The organism is Streptomyces sp. NPDC004667, assembly GCF_040609475.1.
Classification (GTDB): Bacteria; Actinomycetota; Actinomycetes; order Streptomycetales; family Streptomycetaceae; genus Streptomyces.
Window position 1 is genome coordinate 1 of sequence record NZ_JBEXKC010000101.1, and the last position, 21,325, is coordinate 21,325.

Genomic DNA, 21,325 nt, shown 5'->3' on the forward strand with positions numbered 1-21,325 from the left:
CGTCGTGGTCCCGCGCGCCGCGGCGTTCCCGGTGCGGCCGGTTCAGCCCACCGGCACCCGCTCGGCCTCCGGGCGGGCCGCCGGGTGCTCACCGCCGCGGGGGCGCGGCCGCAGCGGCCACCACAGCGACCGGCCCAGCAGCGCGGCCAGCGCGGGCACGAGCACGATCGACAGGACGAAGGCGGAGAGCAGGATCCCGACCGCCGTCGCGAAACCGGTCTGCTGGGTACCGGGATGCGGGCTGACGGCCAGGCTCCCGAAGGACGCGGCGAGCACCAGCCCGGCGGTCGCGATCGCCGGCGCGGTGTGCCGCACGGCGCGGGCCACCGCCGCCCGGGCCGGTCCGGGCCGCTCCATCTCCTCGCGGATCCGGTCGCTGATCAGGATGTTGTAGTCGGTGCCCAGCGCCACCACGAACAGGAACAGCACCAGCGGGAGCGTGAAGTCCACGCCGGGCCGCCCCAGCCCGTGCTGGAAGACCAGCGTCGAGGCCCCCAGCGTGGCGGCGAAGCCGAGTCCGACCGCGAGCATCAGCACCAGCGGGGCGAGCAGGCTCCGCAGCAGGACCAGCAGGATGACGGCGATCAGCACCGCGGCCACCGGGAAGATGACCTTCAGGTCCTCGTCGACCGCCACCGCGATGTCCGCGAACACCGACGCCGTTCCGCCGACGTGGGCCTCGGTCCCGGCGGGCAGGTTCGCCCGGACCGTCGTGCGGACCGGCCCCGAGACCAGGTCGCGGGCCTCCTGCCCGCCGGACTCCACCGTCAGCAGCAGGTCGATGCGGGCCGCCTTCCCGTCCTCGCTGAGCACGGTCGGAGCCACCCGGCCCACCCCGGGCACCCGGGCGAGGGCCCCGGCCAGCCCGGCCACCCGCTCCGCGCCGAGCGGAGCGCCGTCCCGGGAGGCGACGAGCACGCTCGTCGGGTCCGAGACCCCGGCGGGCAGCGAACGGGAGATCTCCTCGGCCGTCCGCGCGGCGGCGGTCCGCTCCCCGTCCGCGCCGGACTGCCCGTAGTCCACGCGGATGCCGGCCAGACCCGCAGTCAGCGCGCCGAGCAGCGCCACCGAGACGAGGACCAGCGCCACCGGACGCCGGGCCGTCAGCCCGCCGAGCCGCCCCGCCAGGCCCGCGCGCGGCTCCCGGCGCAGGGAGCGCGACGGCCAGAACATCTTGCGCCCGCTCACGGCCAGCAGCGCCGGCATCAGCGTCAGGCTGCCCAGCAGCATGACCAGCACGGACAGCGCGATCGCCGGGCCCAGCACCCGGAACTGGCCGAACGAGGCGATCCCGAGCGTGGCGAACGCGGCGACGATCGTCAGCGCGGCGGAGGTGACGGCGGTCCCCACCCGGCCCGCGACCTCCGCGGCGGCCTCCCGGCCCGTTTGCCCGGGGTGGAGCCGCAACTGCTCCCGGAAGCGGAACAGCAGGAAGAGGAAGTAGTCGATGCCGATGCCCATGAGCACCACGTTGATCAGCCCGGGGGTGGAGGGGGCCAGCCGGATGCCGGTCGCCATCGACGCCATGATCACCGCGCCGGCCGCCGCACCCCCGATCACCGCCATCGCGACCAGCGGCAGCAGCGCCGCGAGCACACTGCGGAAGACCAGTACGTGGAGCAGCACGATCAGGCCCATGACCACCGCGCCGACCACCGTCGACCGGGTCTTCTCCGCGTCGGCGGTGTCCACCGCCGCGGCCAGCCCGCCCGTGAACCCCGTGCGCAGGCCCGCTTCCCGGAACGCCGTGCGGGTCTGCTCCCGGAACTCCCGGTAGGTGGACTGCACCCCCGGGTCCTGCGGATTGCCCTTCAGCTCCGCCGTCAGCAGCCGGAAGGAGCGGTCGGGGGACGTCATCCCGGCGCCGATCCGGGGGACCTGGGAGTGGTCCTGGTTGAAGGGCGTGTCGTCCTCGCTCCTCGGCATGACGATCTTCCGCCCCGCCAGGCGCGCCGACACCTCCTCGATCCTGCGCTCGTCGGCGGCGCCGAGCGCGCCGCCGTCCGTACGGGCCACCAGCACCGTCACGGGATCGCTGTCGGGCCGTGCGCCGAAGCTCTCCTCGGAGATGCGCAGCGCGGCCGCCGAATCGTAGGTGGCGGGCAGGAAGCCGTCGTTGCCGGGCTGGGTGGCGCGGAAGACGAACACCTGGCCCAGGATGGCCAGCCCGATGCCCAGCACGGCCCACAGGGCGATCACCTTCCACGCGTTCCTCGTCGAGCATCCCGTCAGGGCGCGGATCACTGTTCTCCTCCGGTCGGTCCGTCACGATGGCGCCGGGGTGCCCGGCACGTCTCCAGACCATCACCGGCCGGACGGGAAAACGTCCTGGTCAAGGAGGAGTTCCCGGCCGGTACCAGGGTCCGGGGACGGGCCCGGACCAGGACCCTGGTCCTGGTCCGCAGCGGTCCTCGGGGAGGGCGACCGGGGGGCCGGCCGGTGTGAGAATGGACCGAGGAGGGCGGCCGGGACGGCGGTCCGCGGGGGAGGACCGACACCGATGAGCACGACCCGCGCCGAGCGGCTGACGTGGACGCGCAACGACGCACTGGTGGCCGTGGGCGCGGCGGCCGTGGACCTCACGGGCTTCGGCTTCGACACCCGGTTCGATGGCGCCCCGCTGGAGGTCACCGCGGCGGCCGCCGTGGTGGCCGCGGGACTGGCCCTGGTCGCCAGGCGCCGCCACCCGGTGGCGACGCTGGCGGTGGTACTGATCCTGGGCGTGGTGGTGAACCTGACCGCATCCGTGTCGCCGCACTTCGGTCTCGCCCCGGCCGTCGCCCTGTACTCGGTCGCCGTGGCCCGGCGAGCCGCCGTGGTGGCCGTGGCCGCCCTCCTGACGGCGCCGTTGAACAGCCTGGGCCAGGGCGGCCTGCCGTTCGACCCCGGCTTCGGCGCACTCGCCAACGTGGCGGCCACCCTCCTCGTCGTCGCCACCGGATTCGTGGTCAAGCGCCGGCAGCGGGAGGTGGAGGCCAACCGGATCCTGCTCGCCGACCGCGCGGTGGCCGAGGAACGCCGCCGGATCGCCCGGGAGCTGCACGACATCGTGGCCCACCACATCACCACCATGCAGCTGATGGCGGGCGGGGCCCGGGCCAACCTGGCGCACGATCCGGAAGCGGCCCGCGAGGCCCTGGTGACCCTGGAGGGCTCCGGCCGGATGGCGCTGGCGGAGATGCGGCAGCTGCTGGACGTGCTGCGCGCCGGGGACGAGCCGGAAACGGGCCCGCCCGCCCCGCAGCCCGGCGCCGGGGACCTGGACCGGATCGTCACCGAGTCCCGGCTCGCCGGGATGGAGACGGAGTTCACCGTACGGGGCCCGGTCCGCCCGCTCCCGCCCACCGTGGGCCTGACGGTGTTCCGGGTGGTGCAGGAGGCCCTGACCAACACCCGCAAGCACGCCGGGGACGCGCGGGCCCGCGTACGGCTGACGTACCGCTCGGACGAGGTGACCGTGGAGGTGAGCGACGACGGACCGGGCAGCGGATCCGGCAACGGACCGGCCCCCGCACGGCCGCCCGGCCGCGGCGGGTACGGTCTGATCGGAATGCGTGAACGCGTCGCCCTGCAGGGCGGCACCCTGGAGGCCGCCCCGCTCGACGCGGGCGGGTTCCGGGTCGCGGCCCGCCTCCCGGTGGCACCGGGAGGCGGCGCCCCCGAGGGAGAGGAAGCCCCCCGATGATCCGCGTGCTCATCGCCGACGACCAGCCGCTGGTCCGGCGCGGCCTGGCCCTGATCCTGGCCCCCCACCCGGACGTCGAGGTGGTCGGCGAGGCGGGCGACGGGGCGGAGGCCGTGGAACTGGCCGGCCGGCTGAGCCCCGACGTGGTGGTCATGGACATCCGCATGCCCGTGCTCGACGGGGTCCGGGCCACCGGCGAACTGGCTCGCGTCCGGCCCGAGTCCCGGGTGCTGGCCCTGAGCACCTTCGACATGGACGAGTACGTGGTCGCCGCCCTGCGCGCGGGCGCCTACGGCTTCCTGCCCAAGGACGTCTCCCCCGAGGAACTGATCGCGGCCGTCCGCACCGTCCACGCCGGCGAGGCCGCCGTCGCGCCCCGCCTGCTGACCCGGCTGATCTCCACCTACGTACGGGCCTCCGCGCGCGAGCCCCGGCCCGCCGCTCCGGCGTCGCCCACCGGACTCACCCCGCGCGAACTGGAGATCTGGCGGCTGCTGGCCGGCGGCTTCGACAACGCCGAGATCGCCGCGGAGCTGGACATCAGCGTCTCCACGGTCAAGAACCACATCACCGGCATCTTCGGCAAGCTCGGCGTCCGCGACCGCGCCCAGGCGGTCATCGCCGCCTACGAATCCGGGCTGGTGGAGGCCGAGCGGAAGCCCGCTTGATCACCAAGTGTCCGCAGAGCACCCGGTGCGGACCGGCGGACTCCCCTCTGACCAGCCGGAACACTGGAGGATTCGCCCGTGCGGAGCAGGCACCGGTCATGGCACAGTGCGGGGAGTGACACCGCCCGACCAGGGAGCCGCCATGCGTGATCCGCAGACCGTGCCGCCGCCGACGCGCGCGTCCGCGCCCGAGTTGCGCGCGGTGCGGCCGGGCCCGCTGCCCTCCTGCCCGGTGTGCGCCGACGCCCCGGAACGGATCTCCTGGCGCCAACGCCCGGGCGAGCCGGTGCTCCTGGTCTTCGAGCCCTGCGGCCACCGCCACGGCTCCCCGGCCCCGCCCGTCCTGGCCGTCACCCCGCCGGCGCCGTACCCCGGGCGATGAGCGCCGTACGCCGCTCCTCCAGCATGTCGACGCACGCCCGGATCCCCGGCGCGGGCTCGGGTGAGGCGTCACGGACGGCCTTCACCGCCATGATGCGGCGGTCCAGCAGCAACAGGCCGTCCACGTGCGCGCGTACGTCCTCGGGCAGCGCCTCCCAGACCGGGGCGACCAGGTTCTCCATGGCCGCATTGAACCCCGGGCCGGACCCCCGCCGCCACGGGTTTCGCCCGCCGCCGCGCCTCAGCCGCCGGAGACCGGACCGCGCATGTGCGCGCTGACCCACTGGATCAGCGCCCCGTCGTGCATGCCGGGGACGTACGTGCGCGCGTTGTGCCCGCCGCCCTCGTCGACGTGGAACCTCGTCTTCACGGGCCCGGTCCCGTACTGCCGGATGAAGTTCTCGACCTGCGGCCGGCAGCGCACGTCGCTGCCCTTGGTGCCGACCTGGAAGGCGAGGTAGACCTCGGGCCCGTTGCGGTCGATGAGCCGCCGCGCCAGCTCCGGCGGGCTGTTCTCCAGCTTCTCCCGGGGATACCCGCGCCACAGGCGGGAGTCGGGCAGGATGTCGGGACCCCCGGCGATCACGGCCTTGAACCGGTCCGGCTTCTGCAGCACCGCCTTGAGCCCCGCGAAACCACCGGTCGAGCTCCCCATGAACGCCCATCCGTCACGGGACTTGATGGTCCGGAAGGCCGACCGCACCAGATCGGGCACGTCCTCGGTCAGCCAGGTCCCCATCTTCGGCTGCCCCGGGATGTCGCTCCCGTCCCAGTAGAGTCCTTCCTTCCCGTCCGTCCGGGGGTTGAGCACCGGCATGGCCAGGATGAACGGCAGGCTGCTGCCGTCCCTGGACCACGCGGAGATGCTCGCCTCCAGCTTGAGGTTGCGGTCCATCCAGTAGTTGACGGGGAAACCCGGACCGCCCGGCAGCGCGATCATCACCGGGAAGCCGCTGTGCGCGTACCGGGCCTCCTTGTACTGCGGCGGCAGCCACAGCCACACCTTGCCCGTGAACCCCGACTTCTTCCCCGCGAGGGTGGTCACCAGCACCTTGCTGCCGTCCTCCGGGATCGTCGCGGCGATCCTCAGCTCCGGCACGGGGCCGGTGGGCAGTTGGGTCAGGGCGTCCACGGGCTCGCCCCGCGCCCGCCCCCCGCCCTCGTCGAGCCGTACGGTGTCGCCCGTGTCCGAGAACGCGTCGTCGCGGACGAGCGCTCCTCCCGCCAGAACCCCCGCGACGGCCACCGCCACCGCAGCCCCGATCCACCGGCGCCGTCGTGGGCGCCCGCGGTGCCGTCCCGCACCGACCGTGTCGTTCACGGCAGCAGTATGTCCCCTTCCGGCGGAAGCGGACCTGTGGCAGGCCGGTCGGGCGGACCTCGTATCCTGCAACGGAGCTCGGCCCCGAGCAGTTTCGAAGGGCCGTGCCGCGCCCCTGGCGCGCGCACGGCGGGAAAGGGAGACCCCTGATGGACGTGCAGCACTTCGAGCGGATCACCGCGTTCATCGAGGCGCGGCTGACCCCGCTGTTCGACGCGGAGACCGGAAGTGAGCGCGGTTTCGCGATGGACGACACCTCCCGGGCCCTGCGCGCGCTGCGCAACAGCGTGCTGGAGGCGTCGGCGGTGAAGGGGCTCTTCGAGCAGCGGGAGACCGCCGACCAGCGGATGCGCAACGTCATCGACCAGTCGGTGGAACACCACTGGGACGTGCTGCGCGGAATCGCCCGTCAGTGGGAGGACCACGCCGACTTCCGCCGCGAGTTCAAGCGCCACGCCTGGCAGCTCGAAGCCGCCCCGGCCGTGCCCGCCGAGGCCTGAGCGGCCCCCGGTTCCCCGGGCGGCGCCGCCCGGGGGACCACCGCCGTTCCTACCGGCTGGGCGCGCCGCCGATCAGGTAGTCGACCCGGCGCCGCAGAGCGCTCCAGCGCCGGTCGTGGTGGTAGGCGCGCTTGAGGGACCGCGCCCGCGCCCTCGGCCGCCGCCGGTAGAACCTGCGCGCCCACGGGGACACCGGCCGGGCCAGGCGCACCGCGGCGACGAGCGCGATCATCGGGACGATCGCCCCGAGCACGGCCATCCGCGGCTTCCCCTTGAACAGGGCGACGACGGCCAGCAGCAGGTTGAACACCACCGTCCCGACCGCGGTCAGCCGGTTGTGCTCCTCGTCCGGCGTCAGCCCGTCCACCCCGAGCGGCAAGAACCCGCACAGCAGCAGGGCCGCGAGCGCCGAGGTCAGGATGACCACCTCGACGCTGATGGTCCCCTCCTTGCTCCAGTAGACGTCACTCAGGTGCAGGATCAGCGCGAACTCGTCCAGCACCAGGCCCGTGCCCATGCCGAACAGCACGGCCGCGATGCAGGAGCCCCACCCCGTGCGGCCCCCCGCGATGGCCGTGAACCCGCCCACGGTCATCAGCACCACCCCGGGCACGGCGTGGTGCACGTGCAGCCCACCCGGTGTGACGTTGCGGAACGGGCCCTTCCCGGCCCGGATCATCCGGGTGATGACCCGGGTGACGGCGAAGGTGACCACGAACGCGGACAGCGCGAGGAGCAGCGGCAGTTTGCCCGGCTCCAGGATGTTGCGGTACCACCATGAGCCCATGCCGTCACCCTCCCGGCCCCGGCCGGGCCGCGCACCGTGAGGACCGCCGTTCGGGCCCCACGGCCCGTCAGGCCGCGGCGGCCCCCTGACGCGGCGGCGGACCGGCCTGGTCCGCCTCCCGCGCGGCCCGGCGCAGGGCCGCGTCCTCGTCGGTGTCGGCGTCGTAGGAGATCAGCTTCGGCAGCAGCGCGGCCAGCAGCGCCACCGAGGCCACGCAGGCGAGTCCGCCGCTCCAGAACGCCGGACGGGTACCGGTCCATCCGGCCATCGTGCCCGCCCGGACCTGGCCGAGCTGCGGACCGCAGCTGTACGAGAGCACCTCGATGCCCGCCAGCCGCCCGCGCAGCTCCTCCGGGATCGTCTGGTTCCAGATCGTGGCCCGCCCCAGACCGCTCAGCATGTCGCCCGCACCGGCCACCGCCAGGCACAGCAGGACGACCCAGATACCGGAGGACCAGCCCGCCGCCGCGATCGCCAGACCCCACACGGCCGCCCCGCAGACCACCAGCAGCCCGTGCCGCCGGACGCGCGACACCCAGCCGCTGGTCAGCCCCAGCACCAGGGAGCCCACCGCGCCCGCCGCGTACATCGGGCCGAGCGCCCACACCGCGTCGAGCTCGTCGGCGAGGAAGGGCAGGATCGCGTTCGGGAACGCGAAGAACATCGCCGCCAGGTCGACGGCGTACGTGCCCAGCAGCACCGGCCGGCTCCACGCGTACCGCGCGCCCTCGGCGATCCCCCGCAGCGAGGGGCGCGCCCCGCCGCCGACCGGGGGCGCCGGGCTGAGCCGCGTACACAGCAGCACCGAGACGAGGAACCCCACGACGGTGACGCAGTACGCGGGCGCGTACCCGGCGTACGCGACGACCACGCCGGCCAGCGCCGGGCCTGCGATCGCCCCGAACTGGTAGCGCAGCCCGTTGAGCGCGGCCGCGGCGCTCAGCTGGTCGTGCGGCACGATGCGCGCCATCAGCGAGTCCAGCGCGGGCCGTTGCAGCCCGGTCAGCGCGGACACCCCGGCCGCGACCACGTACAGCGGCCACAGCAGCGGGTGCGGCAGCAGCGCGTTCACCAGCAGCACCAGGGAGAGGACCCCGAGCCCGGCCTCGGTCAGCAGGATCAGCCGCCGCCGGTCGACGGCGTCGGCGAGGGCGCCCCCGTAGAGCCCGCACACCAGCAGCGGGACCAGCTCCACCGCGCCCATGGCACCGACCGCCAGCGGCGAATCCGTCAGGTGCTTGATCTGGAGCGGCAGGGCGATCATCGCCATGAACGAGCCGAAGAAGGTGACCGTCCCCTGGAAGAAGAGCAGCCGGAAGTCCCGGCTGGAGCGCCACGGGGACAGATCGGGCAGTACGGAGGCCAATCGGGATCTACTCACGACGGGCCATCGTGCGCGGGCCCCGCCCGCCGCGGCAACGCATTTTCTCCCCGGACGGGCGAATACGCGGCCCGGCGCGTGGCACGGGCGTCCCGCCGTGGCACCCATGCTGCATGCCGCCGGTGTCCCCGTTCCTGAGCACGGCCGCGTCCTACGCGTGGCGCCTGCTGGTCGTGGGTGCCGCCGTGTACGCGGTCTTCGTCGTCCTGGGCCGCTTCCACGAGATCACCGTGGCCCTCTTCCTCGGTCTGGTCATCACGGCCCTGCTGGGCCCGCCCACCCGGATCCTGGCCCGCCGGATGCCCCGCTCCCTCGCGGTCGCGGTGAGCCTGGTCGGCAGCGCCGTGCTGCTGATGGGCGTGCTCGCGCTGGTCGGCGAGGCGGTGGCGGGGGAGAGCGGGACCCTGGGCAGGGAGTTCCGCGAGGGCCTGACCAGCATCGAACGGTGGCTGGCCCGGCCGCCCTTCCGGCTGGACCCGCACGCCCTGTCCGACCTCCAGTCGAAGATCGGCGCGTACGTCTCCAGCCACCGCTCCACGTTGCTGAACACGGCCGTCACCGGGGCCGGGCAACTCGTGCAGGTGTTCACCACGCTGGCGCTCGCGGTGTTCTCCTCGGTGTTCTTCCTGCACGGCGGCGGCCGGCAGTGGGAGTGGTTCTGCGAGCAGCTCCCGCAACGGACGCGCGGGCGGGTGGCCGTCGGCGGGCGCGCGGCCTGGCGCACCTTCACCGGATACACCCACGGGATCGTGCTCGTCGCGGCCACGAACGCCCTCCTCGTCGGGGTGGCCCTCACCCTCCTCGGAGTCCCGCTGGCCGTCCCGCTGGCCCTGCTGGAGTTCGTCGCCGCCTTCGTGCCGCTCATCGGCTCGCCCGTCGCCCTCGCCGTGGCCGCGGTGGTGGCCCTCGCGGCGAAGGGGCCGGTGACCGCCGCCGTCGTGGTCGCGCTGATCGTGATCATCGGCCAGATCGAGGGGCACCTGCTGCACCCGCTCGTGATGAGCTGGGCGGTGCGGCTGCACCCCCTGGTGGTCGCGGTCTCGGTGGTCGCGGGCGCCATCGCGGCCGGGGTGGTCGGCGCCGTCGTGGCCGTCCCGCTGGTCTCGGTGATCTGGTCGGTCCGCTCCGTCCTGCGCGCTCCCGTCCCCGGGCCGCCGTGACCGCGCGGCCCCCTTACCGTGGAACCTGGGGGCGACGTGGAAGGCGGTTGCCATGGCGGAGCACACGGCCCGTGGAACGGCGGCGGGCGAGCTGGAGGACGGCCGGCTGCTCAAGGAGCTGGAGACCATCCACCGCACGCGCCACGAGACCCTGCTGCACGGGTCGGACGACGCGCTGGCCACGCACACCCAGCGGCTGAAGGAGCTGGAGGAGGAGTACCTCCGGCGCCACCCGCGGCGGGCCACCACCGCCGGCCGGACCCGTACGGGAGCCCGCGCCCGTACCGCGGTCGAGGACTGACACCGGAACCTGGTCCGCCCCGCGAATGCGCGGGGCGGCACACGCCTTCTGCCCGCCGCGGCCCCGGCGAAACCCGGCCGCCCCGAACCGTACGTGTGCGACGCCCACCCCTCGGTGAGGTACGGGGGAGACGAGTGCCTATCAGGTGAGCTCTCTTTGCATCGAGTGAGACAAATATGTATCGTTCGAGGCGAAGGAGGCTCATTCCTATGCGTGAAGAAGAACTGCTCGACGCGGTGGCGCGCGTCCTCGCGAGCGATCACAGCGCCTCGATGGTGCAGATCGCCGCCGGCGTCGGCACCAGCCGCGCCACGCTCGGCCGCCGCTACGCCACGCGCGAGGCGCTGATCAAGGCGGTCGCCGCCCGGTCGATCGAGGTGGTCGACGGCTGCCTCGCCCCCGTCGACCTGCACGCGGAGAGAGCCGACGGCGCCTCCTTCGACGCGGCGCTGGAGGAACTGGTCGTCGCCCTGCTGCCCGCCGCCCACCTGTACGGGTTCACCTCGCGCGACGCCACCGTGCTCGCCGATCCCGCGTTCCGCGCCGGGATCGAGCGCCAGGACCAGCGGGCCCTCGCCTTCCTCGCGCTGGGCCAGCGGCTCGGACGGCTGCGCGTCGACCTGCCCCCGTACTGGATCTGGTACTCCCTCTGGGGCCTGCTCGACGCCGCCGCCGAAGGCGTGCGCGACGGCCACCTCGCCCGCCGCGAGCTCGGCCGCCTCGTCCTGACGTCCTTCCTCGGGGGAGCGCGTCCCCCCGGGCCGCGGCCCGCCCCCACCGCCTGATCAGCCGCCCCGGGCGGCAAGCCCCTGCACAGACCAGAACGGAACCCCATGCACACCCCCACGCGGGACCCGCGCCGCTGGATCGTCCTCGCGATCCTCTCCGGCAGCCTCCTGCTCATCTCGATGGACACCACGATCCTCAACGTGGCCTTCCCCTCGCTGGTCGCCGACCTCCAGCCCGGAGCCGTGCAGCAGCTGTGGATCATCGACGTCTACGCCCTCGCCCTGTCCGGCCTGCTGGTCACCGCCGGCGCCCTCGGTGACCGCTGGGGCCGCAAGCGGCTCCTGATGACCGGCTTCGCGATCTTCTCCTTCGCCTCGCTGATCGCCGTGTTCTCCACCGAGGCCTGGCACCTGATCGCGGCCCGCGCCCTGCTCGGCATCGGTGGCGCGGCCATCATGCCGTCCACCCTCTCGATCCTGCGCACCGTCTTCACCGACGCCAAGGAGCGCGCCTTCGCGCTCGCCGTCTGGGCCGCCGTCTTCGGCGGCGGCATGGCCTTCGGCCCGGTCGTCGGCGGCCTCCTGGTCCAGGACTACGGCTGGCACTCCGCCTTCCTCCTCAACCTCCCCGTCGCCGCCGTGATCGTCGCGGCCGGCCTGCGCTACCTGCCCGAATCCCGCAACCCGCGCAGCACCGGCCGCTGGGACTGGGCCGGTGTCGCCCAGTCGATCGTCGGCATGCTCGCCCTCGCGGGCGGCATCAAGGAGCTCGGCAAGGCCGGGGTCGGCGACCCGCTCCCGTGGGCCCTGCTGGCCGTGGCCGCCGTCGCGCTCACCGTGTTCGTCCGCCGCCAGTTGCGCCTGGACAACCCGCTGCTCCAGGTCCGGCTGTTCGCCAAGCCCGCCTTCAGCGTCGCCGCCACCGCGATCTTCCTGCCGATGATGGGGATGGGCGCGATCCTCTTCCTCGTCACCCAGTGGTTCCAGTACGGCCAGGGCTACACCCCGCTGGAGGCCGGACTGCGCCTGCTGCCCGCGCCGCTCGCCCTGATCTGCGGCTCGATGGTCGCGCCGACGCTGATGCAGCGCTTCCCGATCCGGCACGTCCTCGGCGCCGGACTGGTGGTCCTCGCGGCCGGCATGGCCCTTCCCTGGACCCTCCAGCAGTTCACCGACCTCGGCTACCCGGCCTTCGCGGGGGCCCTGACGGTCATGGGCCTGGGCGCGGGCATGGCGACCACCGTGGCCTCGGTCACCCTGATGTCCACCGCGCCCGTCGACGAGGTCTCCAGCGCCGCCGCCATCGAGGAGACCTGCTACGAACTGGGCTCCGCGATGGGCGTGGCCGTCCTCGGCAGCACCGCCGCGGCCCTCTACCGGGGCAACCTGCCGGTGCTCGACCTGGACGGCCCGGCCGCGAGCGCCGTACGGGACTCCGTGGGCGAGGCCGCGCACACCGCGCAGCAGCTGGGCGGAGCCGTCGGACAGGCCCTGCTGGAGACGGCCTCGCAGGCCTACACGCTGGCGATCACCCCGGCGTTCCTGCTGGCCGGGGCCCTGGCGGTCGCCGCCGCGGTCACCACCTGGGCGATGATCCCGCACGACCTCCAGCCCACCGAGAACCACTGACCCGTCGGCCACCCCGGCCGCGCTCCCGGCCGTACGGCCCCGGTCCTCCCCGGTCCGCCGCCGGTCCTCCGCTCCCGATCCGCCGCTCCCGGCGCCGCCCTCACCGCGGCGCCGGGAGCGGCCCCGTCCGGGGGGACCCGGCCCGGACCGGAGCCGGGTGGGGGGTCGCCGGGGCCGGGCCCAGCGTGGTCGTGCCGGGCGCCGCCGCGCGGTGCCCGAGCCCGGTGCGGTACGCGTCCATCGCCGCCTCGGTGCGGCCCGCCCGCCGCAGCAGGTCGCCGAGCAGCCGGCACACCTCCGCCAGATCGCCGTCCGCCCCACTGCGTTCCAGGAGCGACAACGCCCGTACGTAGTGCTCCTCGGCCGCCTCCGTCTCCCCGCGTTCCTGCGCGACCAGCCCCAGCAGCCGGTGCGCACCCCCCGCGTGCACGGCCGCCGCGGCCACGCTCCCGCCGGCCGCGTCCGGTTCCAGCAGCCCCGAGACCAGGTCCACCGCCTCCTCGTACCGGCCGAGCCGCCGCAGCACGTCGGCCAGCTCCACCTCCACCTGCGCGGTGTACAGCGCCGCCCGCCGGGCCGTCAGCATCTCCCGCGCGCACCGCAGCTCCCGCTCGGCCGCGTCCAGTTCCCCGTGCTGCGCCCGGACGTAGCCGCGCATCCAGTGGCAGTGCGCCAGGTCCGTCTGCAGCCGCAGTTGCCGGTACACCGCCTGGGCCCTGGCCAGCGCGGCGTCGGCGTCGGCCGTCCGCCCGTCGGCGAGGAACGTCCGTGCCACCTGCCGGTGCATCCCCGCCACCAGCGCGGGGTCCCCGACCTGCGGGGCCAGCGCCAGCGCGAGTTCGGCGGCCTGCGCCGCCCGGGTCCGCGCGCCCATGTCGAGGTACGGGCCGATCACCGCGGTGTAGAGCAGGAGCAGCGCCTCCGGATCCCCGAGGCCGCCCGCGTTCAGGGCGTCGATCGCGGACTCCAGCAGGTAGCAGGCGTAGCGCAGTTCACCGGCGAGCAGGTGTACGACCGCCCGGCCGCGCACGGCCCGCGCCCGCCGCGGCAGCGGCTCCCCGGACAGCAGCAGCTCCGCCGCCTCGAAGTGCCCGGCGGCCTCGTCGAGCGCCCCGGACTCCAGGGCGCACTCGCCGAGTCCGAGCAGCGCCTCGGCCCGCTCGTCGGTGAGGCCCAGGCGCTCCGCCTCGGCGAGCAGCCGGCCGAACTGCGGGGCCGCCTCCCGCGCCGTCCCGGTGGCGAGGGTGCTCTGGGCGTCGGTCAGGGCGAGGCGCAGCGCGGTGGCCAGGCCGGCCGGCCGCCCCGTGGCCAGCTCCTCGAACGAGGTCCCGAGCCGTCCGGCGAGGAAGCGCAGGGCGGTCTCCGAGGGCCGCACCTTCCCCGCCTCCAGGGTGGACACGTAGGCGGGGGTGTAGTCGGGCTGCGCCAACTGCCGCTGGGTCAGCCCGCGTTCCGCGCGCAGCCGCTGTACCCTGCGCCCGATCTCGGCCGGTTCGTCCATGAAATCCCCTCGCTGTGCCGCCGCCTGCTCCAACTCCCCAGTATCGAGCGGGAGTCACCCATTGCGCACGCCCCGCGCGCCGCCTAATTTAAGCAGCCGGTTCAGTGGACTTAAGTTCGCGCTTAACCCGCTCCTCCGACCCCCCACCCCCACTCCTGCTCCAGGCGGAGGACTTCATGACACCAGCCGTCCGGCCGGCCCTGCGCGCGGCCCTCGCCGCGCTCTGCGCGGGCGCCGCACTCCTGACCGCGACCGCGCCCGTCGCGGCGGCCGACCCGCCCCACCGCACCTCCGTCGAGGTCGAGATACCCGGTCCGGAGCACGGCGGCGAAGCCGGCTCCGGGCACGTCCGGGTGCCGGCCGCCGGGCCCGCCAAGGCCGCGTCCCGCCTCTCGGGGGCCGCCCGGGAGGCCGACGGCCAGGTCGCCAAAATGATCGACAACGGCCCCACCGCCGACCGGCTGGACGTGGTCGTGATCGGCGACGGCTACACCGCCGACCAGCTCGGGCAGTTCCACGCCGACGCCCGGGCCAAGTGGGCCGAGGTCACGGCCGTCGAGCCCTACACGACCTACCGCGACCTCTTCAACGTCTGGACCGTGGACGCCGTCTCGGCCCAGTCCGGCGTCTCCGGCGACCCCGGCCCGGACACCGTCCGCGACACCGCGCTCGGCTCGTACTTCTGGTGCGAGTCCATCGAGCGGCTGCTGTGCGTGGACCAGCCCAAGGTGGACGGGTACGTGGCCAAGGCGCCCGCGGCCGACCTGGTCATCGTCCTCGCCAACAGCGCCAAGTACGGCGGGGCCGGGTACAACGAGCCCAGTGCCACCCTCGGTTACGAGGGGATCTCCACCGCCTCCGCCGGACACCCCAAGTCCGGTCAGGTGGCCATCCACGAGACCGGGCACTCCCTCGGCAAGCTCGCCGACGAGTACTTCTACCCGGGCGTGCCGGACTACGAGAAGTACACCGGCCCCGAGCCCGCCGACGCCAACACCTCCACGCTGGACGCCGAGCGGATGGCGGCGCAGCGGGCCAAGTGGTACCGCTGGCTGGGCGAACCGTCCCCCGACGGCGGGACCGTCGGCGCGTACGAGGGGGGCGGCTACTACGTCACCGGCCTCTACCGCCCCACCGACGGCTCGATCATGCGGGTGCTGGGGAAGCCCTTCAACCTCCCGGGAGTCGAGGCGATGATCGGCGGGTTCCACCGCCACGCGAACCTCGTCACCGCGCTCACCCCCACCGACCGCGCCCTGCGGCTGCGGCACACCGCGAAGGCGGCCGTTCCGCGCCTGGCCGGCCCGGACGGACGCCAGTTGGTGGTGCGCTGGTACCTCGACGGACGGGAACTCAAGCGGTTCGCGGGCCGGCACGAGGTGCGCGTGGCCGACCTGTGGCTGCTCGACCTGCGCGCCCACAAGCTGACGGTGACGGCCGAGGACCGGACCCCCGCGGTCCGCGATCCCGCCGTCGCCCGCACCCTCACCTCGACCGTGAGCTGGACCGTCCGGCTCTGACGCGGACGCGGGCGCGGCCGGCCGGGTGGCGGCGCCGGTTCAGGGGTGTCGCCGCCCGGCCGCGTACGTCCAGAACTCCCGCATCACCGCGGGCGGGGTCGGGCCGCTCATCTCCAGCTGGGTCAGCAGGACGGCGGCCGTCCCGGTGGACGGCACGATGTGCGCGGTCGTGCCCGTACCGCCCACCCAGCCGTAGCGGCCGGGGACGTTCCACGGATCCCGCGCCACGACGTCCACGCAGCCGCCGAAGCCCCAGCCCTGCCCCTCCAGGAACAGTTCGCCGCCCTTGCGCTGGGCCGGTGTCAGCCAATCGGTCGTCATCTGCCGTACGGAAGAGGCCTTCAGCAGGGCACGTCCGTCGTCGGCGCGCCCTCCGGCGAGCAGCATCCGCGCGAAGGCGTACAGGTCTGGGGCGGTGGAAACCAGACCGCCCGCGCCCGAAGGGAACGCGGGCGGGCGGCTCCACTGGCCGTCGGGGGCGTCCACCAGCTCCGGGGCACCCCCCTCGGGACCGGCGCGGTAGTAGCCCGTGAACCGGCCGAGCACGCCCTCCGGGACCGAGAACGCGGTGTCGGCCATCCCCAGCGGCCCGAAGATCCGCTCCGCCAGGAACCCGGGCAGGGTCCGCCCCGAGACCCGCGCGATCAGCACGCCGAGCACGTCGGAACAGGTGTTGTACAACCACGCCTCGCCCGGCTGGTGCAGCAGCGGGATCCGGGACAGGGCCGCCATCCACTCGTCGGGCGGCGCGATCCGCTGCGGCTCCGGGGACCCCTGCCGCAGCTCGCTGAACAGCAGCCCGACGGCCGGGTGGCTGAAGTCGGACGGGAAGCCCCAGCCGGCCCGGAAGGTCAGCAGGTCCTCGACCGTGACGGGCCGCAGGGCCGGCACCACGTCGTCGACGGGCCCGCCGGGCCGGCGGACGACCACCGGCGAGGCCAGCTCCGGCAGCCAGGGCGCCACCGGGGCGTCCAGGGTGAGCAGACCCTCCTCGGCGAGCATCAGCACCGCGGCGGCGACGACCGGCTTCGTCAGCGACGCCACCCGGAAGAGCGAGTCCGGGGCCATCGGGGTGTCCCCGCCCGCCTCCGCTTGGCCGAGGGCCACGGACTCGACCCGGTCGCCGTGCGCGACCAGGGCCACCGCCCCGGGCGCCGCCGCGCCGCCCACGTACGGTTCCAGGACCTCGCGCAGACCGCTCATGGCTTCACCTTCCGGAGGACGGGGTGGGGGCGGGCGCCCGGAGCGCGTCCCGAGGGGCGCGGTGGCGTGCGGAGGCCGCGTCGACCGGGCGGATCCCGCCGGGCCACTCTCCCGCGCGCGCCGTCCCCGGGAGGCGGTGGCCGGGGGCGTGTCCGGCCCGCAGCCCCGTACGGGCACGGCACAGACCCGTTTGCCCGCCCCGAATGGCGCAGTGCCGGTCCGTGGCGCTGAATGTAACGAAGCGTGCGATTCCCATGACGCACGATGACCGGCGCGCGACGTGTAGACCCGCGTGTCGGCGAACGGAGCTTTCCATGAATGACCCCAGCACCCTCGCGGCCACCCCACACGACGACCGCGACGGTCCACCCCCCACTCCGGACCCCACCCCGGACCGACCCCCGGCCGGCACCCGCGCCGACACCCCGGCCCCCGCCGACGGCCCCCCGCCGGTCACCGCCCCGCCCGCCCCGGCGGCGGCGCCACCGGAGACCGGGCCCGGCGCCGGGAACCACCCCGAACCCCACAACGAACCGATGCGCACCCTGCTGGAGACGGCGGCCACCTGCCGCCCCGTCGAGGAGGTCACCGCCCTGGTGAGCCTCCTGAAGCAGACCGGCCAACCCCCCAGCCCCGGCCACGACGCGCTGCGCGCGGCCGCCGTCTCCCGGCCCGTCCACGAGGTCCGGCGGATGGTCGCCCTGCTGGCCGAGCAGCCCCAGGAGGAGGCCGAGGCCGACATCACCCTGCGGGCGGCGGCGGTCGGCCGGTCCATCGAGGACGTCGCCCTCCTGGCGAGCATCCTGGGGCCCGACAAGGATCCCGACGGACTCACCGACGGGCTCACCGAAGGGCATCGCGGCGGGCTCGCCGGCGGGCTTCCCCGCGGGCCCGCCGACGGATCTCCCGCCGCGGTCCGGCCCACCCGGCCGCCCCTGGCACCGCCCCCACCCCCCGAGCGCCGCCCCGTACCCGCGGCGCCGCCCGTGCCGGTGACGGGTCCGGCCCGGGACAGGGGCGCGCTGCGCCACGTCCTGCGCTGGCCCACGGCCGCCGCGCTGGTGCTGTGCGGGGTCCTGCACCTGCCGCAGGACCTGGCCTCGGCCCTGCCCGGAGGGGATCCCGCCCGGTGGACGGCACCGGCCGCGGCCCTGCTGTGTCTCCTCGTCGGCGCGCTGCTGGCCATACGGGACACCGCGGTGGTCTGGCGGGTCTCGGCCGTGGCCGCCCTCGCGGTGGTCACCCTGCACGTCGTGGGCGGTGTGGTGTTCTTCGACCCCCTCCTGGGCGCGCTCGGCGGGGCGCACCCCTGGGCCGGCGTCACGGCGGTGCTCTGCTCCGGCGTCGGGGCGGTCCTGGCCGGCCTGGCGCTGACGTACCGGCCGGCGCACACGGGGGCGGGCGGTACCGCCTGACCCCACCCGGACGAGGGGCCCCGGCCGCTTACTGCGCGGCCGGGGCCCCTCTCACCGTGCCAGCAGGTTCACCGCGCCCGTGAACACCCCGGGCAGGCGGGCCGCCAGCGGAACCACCCGCCCGGCCAGCGCCGGCCGCCCGCGCGCCCACAGCAGGCCCGAGGTCAGGACGCGGTACGCCCGCGACAGCTCCCGCCAGGCGCGCTCGTACTCCTGCGGCCGGCCCGCGCGCACGCACCGTACGGCCTCACCCGCCGCCGCGACGGCCAGGGTCAGCCCCTCCCCGGTCAGCGCGTCCACGTACCCGGCCGCGTCCCCGACGAACAGCACCCGCCCCGACACCCGGGTCCGGGCCCGCTGGCGCAGCGGTCCGGCGCCGCGCACGGCGGCGCCCGGCGCGGGGGACGGGAGCCGGGCCACCAACGCCGGGAAGCGGTCGGCCAGCTGGACGTCGAAGGGCGCCTGCCGCGAGGTCAGCACCGCCACCCCGATCCGGTCCGGTCCCAGCGGGGTCACGTAGGCCTCGCAGTCGTGCGCCCAGTGCACCTCCACCAGGTCGCTCCACGGCGCCACGGGGTAGTGCCGGCGCAGTCCGTACCGCGCGCGCCGCCCCGCCGGGGCCGGTACCGCCAGGCCCAGGGCGCGCCGCACCGGGGAGTGCAGTCCGTCCGCCGCCACCAGGTACCGGGCCGTCAGGCCGCCCGCGCCGACCCGGTGCCCGTCCTGGCGGACCTCGCCGGCCCGCCGCGCGAGGATCCGTACGCCCAGCTCCCCGGCCCGCGCGGCGAGCGCCGCCTGGAGTTCGGTACGGCGGGTGCCGCGCCCGGGGCCGGCGCCGAACAGGCCCTCCGCGCTGCGGCCCGTCACCCCGTCCACGTAACGGATCCCGTGGAAGGGCCGGCCGGGCACCGGTACTCCCAGCTCCTCGAACCGGCGGACGGCGCCCGGCATCAGGCCCTCCCCACAGGCCTTGTCGATCGGAGTGGGCCGAGGTTCCAGGACGACCACCTCCAGCCCGGCCAGCGCCGCGTGGATCGCGGTCGCCAGTCCCGCCGGGCCGCCGCCCACGACCAGCAGGTCGATCACGGCGCGACCCCCGGGAGCCCGGAGGTCCTCGGGACGCCAGAACCTCCGGCGGCGGCGTGGGCGTCGGGGGTCCCCGCCCCGCCGCAGGTGGCCAGAGCCCGGTCCTCGCAGGTGATCCGGACCCGCAGCAGCAGGGCGTTGAGCACCGTGAACGCGGTCGCCGTCAGCCACGCCGAGTGCACCAGGGGCAGCGCGAGCCCCTCGGCCACCACCGCCACGTAGTTGGGGTGCCGCAGCCACCGGTACGGCCCGCCCGTGACCAGCGGCAGCCCGGGGACCACGAGCACCCGGGTGTTCCAGCGCGGCCCGAGCGTGGCGACGCACCACCAGCGCAGGCCCTGCGCCGCCACCGCGAGGCCGAGCGCCGTCCAGCCGAGGACGGGCAGGAACGGCCGGTACGGGGCTTCCAGCGCGCAGCCCGCGAGCAGGGCGGCGTGCAGCGCGACCATGGCCGGGTAGTGTCCGCGGCCGTACTCCCGGGCGCCGCGCGCCAGGCTGCGGACGGCATAGCGCCGGGCGGTGACCAGTTCGGCGATCCGCTCGGCCGCCACCAGGGCGAGGAGCAGGAGGTAGGGGGTCGTCGGCATCAGGACCTCACCAGCGCAGCAGGACGAGTTCGGAGGCGAAACCGGGGCCGAAGGCCAGCATCAGCCCCACCGATCCGGGCGGCGGCGGACCGGCCGCCTCGACGGACCCGAGGATGTGCAGGACGGACGCGGAGGAGAGGTTGCCCGCCACGGCCAGCGAGCGGCGGCTGTGCGCGAAGGCGCGCTCCGGCAGTCCCAGGGCCCCGGCCAGCACGTCGAGGATCTTCGGGCCGCCGGGGTGGCAGATCCAGGTGTCGACGTCCGAGGGCTTGAGGTCGTGGCCGGCGAGGAAGGACTCGACCTCCTCCACCACGTGCAGCCGTACCAGCTCCGGCACCTCGCGGCCCAGCACCATCCGGAAACCCCAGTGGCCGATGTCCCAGCCGAGCAGGTGCTCGGTGCCCGGGTACAGGCGGCTGCGCGCGGCCACCACCACGGGCCCGGCGCCGGTCTCGTGCAGGGGATGGCCGGCCCCCACCGCCAGCAGGGCTCCGGCACCGTCCCCGAAGAGCGCCCCGGCCACCAGGTTCGCCATCGAGGTGTCGCTGGGCTGGAGGGTGAGCGAGCAGAGCTCGGTGGACAGCAGCAGCGCCGCCAGCCCGGGACGGCCCGTCAGCTGTTCGTGCAGCAGCCCGAGTCCGGCCGCGCCGCCCGCGCAGCCGAGGCCGAAGAGCGGCATCCGGCGCACGTCGGGGCGCATCCCGGTGCGGGCCACCAGCCGGGCCTCCAGGGAGGGGGTGGCCAGCCCGGTGACGGTCGTCGACAGCACCAGGTCGATCTCCCCGGCCGTCAGCGCGGCACCGGCCAGGGCGCGTTCCACGGCCGCGGCCCCGAGGTCCAGGGCGGCGCGGACGAAGAGGGCGTTGGAGGCGCCGAAGTCGGTGCCCGGACCGTAGCGTTCCAGCGGGAGCGCGAGATGACGGGAGTCGACCCGCACCGAGGCGTGCACCCGGCGCAGCAGGGCGGGGTCGGTGCCGGGCGGCAGACAGCGCGCCAGTGCCTCCGTGATCTGCGGCTGGGGGTACAGGTGGGGCGGGAACACGCTGCTCACTGCCAGGACACGTGTCATTGGCCCAACATAGGGAAGAACGGCCGCCATCCGGCGAACGGCGCGAAGGGTGCGCGACGGGCGTGCCGTCACGGCGTAGCGTGACGCCGTGCCCGCTCCTGGTCCCGCTCCCGGTCCGGCCTCCGGTCCCGCTCCCGGCCCCGCCTCCGGTCCCGCTCCCGGTCCCGCTCCCGGCCCCGCCCCCGGTCCCGGCTCCGGTCACGGCTCCGCGGCGGCCGCCGTCCTTCCTCCGGCGGCGGCCGCCGCGCCCGTCGCCCTCGTGGGCGGGCTGCTGAGGGCGTGTCACCCCGTGCCCGCCGCCGGGGTCACCCTCTTCGCGGGGGCGCTGGCCGCCGCGGCCCGCCCCCCCCGGCTGCTGACCGAGGCCCGCGAGGCCAAGAAGTCCGCCTCGAAGTGGCGCGGC

General features: G+C 75.1%; 20 protein-coding genes and 1 pseudogene. 11 read left to right on the forward strand and 10 right to left on the reverse strand.

The window, feature by feature from the left end; genetic code table 11:
* Positions 1-42: 42 nt before the first annotated feature.
* Complete coding sequence (locus tag ABZW32_RS34260; protein WP_356223777.1) at positions 43-2,244, reverse strand: MMPL family transporter; 2,202 nt, start codon at positions 2,242-2,244, stop codon at positions 43-45.
* A 256-nt stretch (positions 2,245-2,500) separates the two neighbouring features.
* Here ABZW32_RS34260 and ABZW32_RS34265 point away from each other — a divergent pair, with 256 nt between their 5' ends.
* The 3 genes from ABZW32_RS34265 (at position 2,501) to ABZW32_RS34275 (ending at position 4,735) form a co-directional block, all read left to right on the forward strand.
* A complete protein-coding gene (locus ABZW32_RS34265) occupies positions 2,501-3,685 on the forward strand; it encodes a sensor histidine kinase (RefSeq protein WP_356223779.1) in 1,185 nt (394 codons plus the stop codon).
* Complete coding sequence (locus tag ABZW32_RS34270) at positions 3,682-4,353, forward strand: response regulator transcription factor (protein ID WP_356223780.1); 672 nt, start codon at positions 3,682-3,684, stop codon at positions 4,351-4,353. The genes ABZW32_RS34265 and ABZW32_RS34270 overlap by 4 nt, the downstream gene beginning before the upstream one ends.
* 142 nt (positions 4,354-4,495) lie before the next feature.
* On the forward strand, positions 4,496-4,735 hold the full coding sequence (locus tag ABZW32_RS34275; protein ID WP_356223783.1) for a hypothetical protein: 240 nt from the start codon (positions 4,496-4,498) through the stop codon (positions 4,733-4,735).
* On the opposite strand, the gene ABZW32_RS34280 is transcribed toward ABZW32_RS34275, so the two are convergent.
* Positions 4,704-4,916: a hypothetical protein gene (locus ABZW32_RS34280; protein WP_356223784.1), complete on the reverse strand. Its 213-nt coding sequence runs from the start codon at positions 4,914-4,916 to the stop codon at positions 4,704-4,706. The two genes, ABZW32_RS34275 and ABZW32_RS34280, sit on opposite strands and share 32 nt — an antisense overlap.
* Positions 4,917-4,975: 59 nt before the next feature.
* Positions 4,976-6,055 carry an alpha/beta hydrolase-fold protein gene (locus ABZW32_RS34285; protein WP_356223786.1) on the reverse strand — a complete coding sequence of 360 codons (1,080 nt, stop codon included), beginning with the start codon at positions 6,053-6,055 and terminating at the stop codon, positions 4,976-4,978.
* A gap of 149 nt (positions 6,056-6,204) precedes the next feature.
* On the opposite strand from ABZW32_RS34285, the gene ABZW32_RS34290 reads away from it, so the two are divergent.
* On the forward strand, positions 6,205-6,555 hold the full coding sequence (locus ABZW32_RS34290; RefSeq protein WP_280917208.1) for a hypothetical protein: 351 nt from the start codon (positions 6,205-6,207) through the stop codon (positions 6,553-6,555).
* A gap of 49 nt (positions 6,556-6,604) precedes the next feature.
* Here ABZW32_RS34290 and ABZW32_RS34295 read toward each other — a convergent pair whose 3' ends face one another.
* Both ABZW32_RS34295 and ABZW32_RS34300 read right to left on the reverse strand, forming a co-directional pair.
* A complete protein-coding gene (locus ABZW32_RS34295) occupies positions 6,605-7,342 on the reverse strand; it encodes a hypothetical protein (protein WP_356223788.1) in 738 nt (245 codons plus the stop codon).
* 67 nt (positions 7,343-7,409) lie between these two features.
* A complete protein-coding gene (locus ABZW32_RS34300) occupies positions 7,410-8,723 on the reverse strand; it encodes an MFS transporter (RefSeq protein ID WP_356223790.1) in 1,314 nt (437 codons plus the stop codon).
* Positions 8,724-8,836: 113 nt separating this feature from the next.
* Here ABZW32_RS34300 and ABZW32_RS34305 point away from each other — a divergent pair, with 113 nt between their 5' ends.
* The 4 genes from ABZW32_RS34305 to ABZW32_RS34320 all read left to right on the forward strand — a co-directional run bounded on the left by ABZW32_RS34305 (position 8,837) and on the right by ABZW32_RS34320 (position 12,541).
* Positions 8,837-9,883, forward strand: coding sequence for an AI-2E family transporter (locus ABZW32_RS34305; protein ID WP_356223792.1), 1,047 nt, complete (start codon positions 8,837-8,839; stop codon positions 9,881-9,883).
* Positions 9,884-9,935: 52 nt separating this feature from the next.
* Positions 9,936-10,184 carry a DUF6158 family protein gene (locus ABZW32_RS34310; RefSeq protein ID WP_356223794.1) on the forward strand — a complete coding sequence of 83 codons (249 nt, stop codon included), beginning with the start codon at positions 9,936-9,938 and terminating at the stop codon, positions 10,182-10,184.
* 209 nt (positions 10,185-10,393) lie between these two features.
* Positions 10,394-10,969 (forward strand): hypothetical protein, encoded by a 576-nt coding sequence (locus tag ABZW32_RS34315; RefSeq protein ID WP_356223797.1) that lies wholly within the window; start codon positions 10,394-10,396, stop codon positions 10,967-10,969.
* A gap of 48 nt (positions 10,970-11,017) precedes the next feature.
* The gene (locus ABZW32_RS34320; protein WP_356223799.1) at positions 11,018-12,541 is read left to right on the forward strand and encodes an MFS transporter; all 1,524 of its coding nucleotides are present in this window, start codon (positions 11,018-11,020) and stop codon (positions 12,539-12,541) included.
* A gap of 100 nt (positions 12,542-12,641) precedes the next feature.
* Here ABZW32_RS34320 and ABZW32_RS34325 read toward each other — a convergent pair whose 3' ends face one another.
* Positions 12,642-14,042: a helix-turn-helix transcriptional regulator gene (locus ABZW32_RS34325; RefSeq protein ID WP_356223801.1), complete on the reverse strand. Its 1,401-nt coding sequence runs from the start codon at positions 14,040-14,042 to the stop codon at positions 12,642-12,644.
* Between the two features lie 176 nt (positions 14,043-14,218).
* Here ABZW32_RS34325 and ABZW32_RS34330 point away from each other — a divergent pair, with 176 nt between their 5' ends.
* Positions 14,219-15,562 carry a M64 family metallopeptidase gene (locus ABZW32_RS34330; RefSeq protein ID WP_356223803.1) on the forward strand — a complete coding sequence of 448 codons (1,344 nt, stop codon included), beginning with the start codon at positions 14,219-14,221 and terminating at the stop codon, positions 15,560-15,562.
* 39 nt (positions 15,563-15,601) lie between these two features.
* Here ABZW32_RS34330 and ABZW32_RS34335 read toward each other — a convergent pair whose 3' ends face one another.
* On the reverse strand, positions 15,602-16,765 hold the full coding sequence (locus ABZW32_RS34335; RefSeq protein WP_356223805.1) for a serine hydrolase domain-containing protein: 1,164 nt from the start codon (positions 16,763-16,765) through the stop codon (positions 15,602-15,604).
* A 314-nt stretch (positions 16,766-17,079) separates the two neighbouring features.
* Here ABZW32_RS34335 and ABZW32_RS34340 point away from each other — a divergent pair, with 314 nt between their 5' ends.
* Entirely contained in the window at positions 17,080-18,180 is a 1,101-nt protein-coding gene (locus ABZW32_RS34340) for a hypothetical protein (protein ID WP_356223808.1), read from the forward strand.
* 51 nt (positions 18,181-18,231) lie between these two features.
* Here ABZW32_RS34340 and ABZW32_RS34345 read toward each other — a convergent pair whose 3' ends face one another.
* Genes ABZW32_RS34345 through ABZW32_RS34355 form a run of 3 tightly spaced genes read right to left on the reverse strand, consistent with a single transcriptional unit; the run spans position 18,232 to position 20,922 of the window.
* A complete protein-coding gene (locus ABZW32_RS34345) occupies positions 18,232-19,266 on the reverse strand; it encodes an NAD(P)/FAD-dependent oxidoreductase (protein WP_356223811.1) in 1,035 nt (344 codons plus the stop codon).
* Positions 19,263-19,853 carry an isoprenylcysteine carboxylmethyltransferase family protein gene (locus ABZW32_RS34350; RefSeq protein ID WP_356223814.1) on the reverse strand — a complete coding sequence of 197 codons (591 nt, stop codon included), beginning with the start codon at positions 19,851-19,853 and terminating at the stop codon, positions 19,263-19,265. The genes ABZW32_RS34345 and ABZW32_RS34350 overlap by 4 nt, the downstream gene beginning before the upstream one ends.
* A 7-nt stretch (positions 19,854-19,860) precedes the next feature.
* Entirely contained in the window at positions 19,861-20,922 is a 1,062-nt protein-coding gene (locus ABZW32_RS34355; protein WP_356223816.1) for a 3-oxoacyl-[acyl-carrier-protein] synthase III C-terminal domain-containing protein, read from the reverse strand.
* Positions 20,923-21,010: 88 nt separating this feature from the next.
* Here ABZW32_RS34355 and ABZW32_RS34360 point away from each other — a divergent pair.
* Positions 21,011-21,325: pseudogene (locus tag ABZW32_RS34360) on the forward strand (hypothetical protein); the annotation flags it as partial.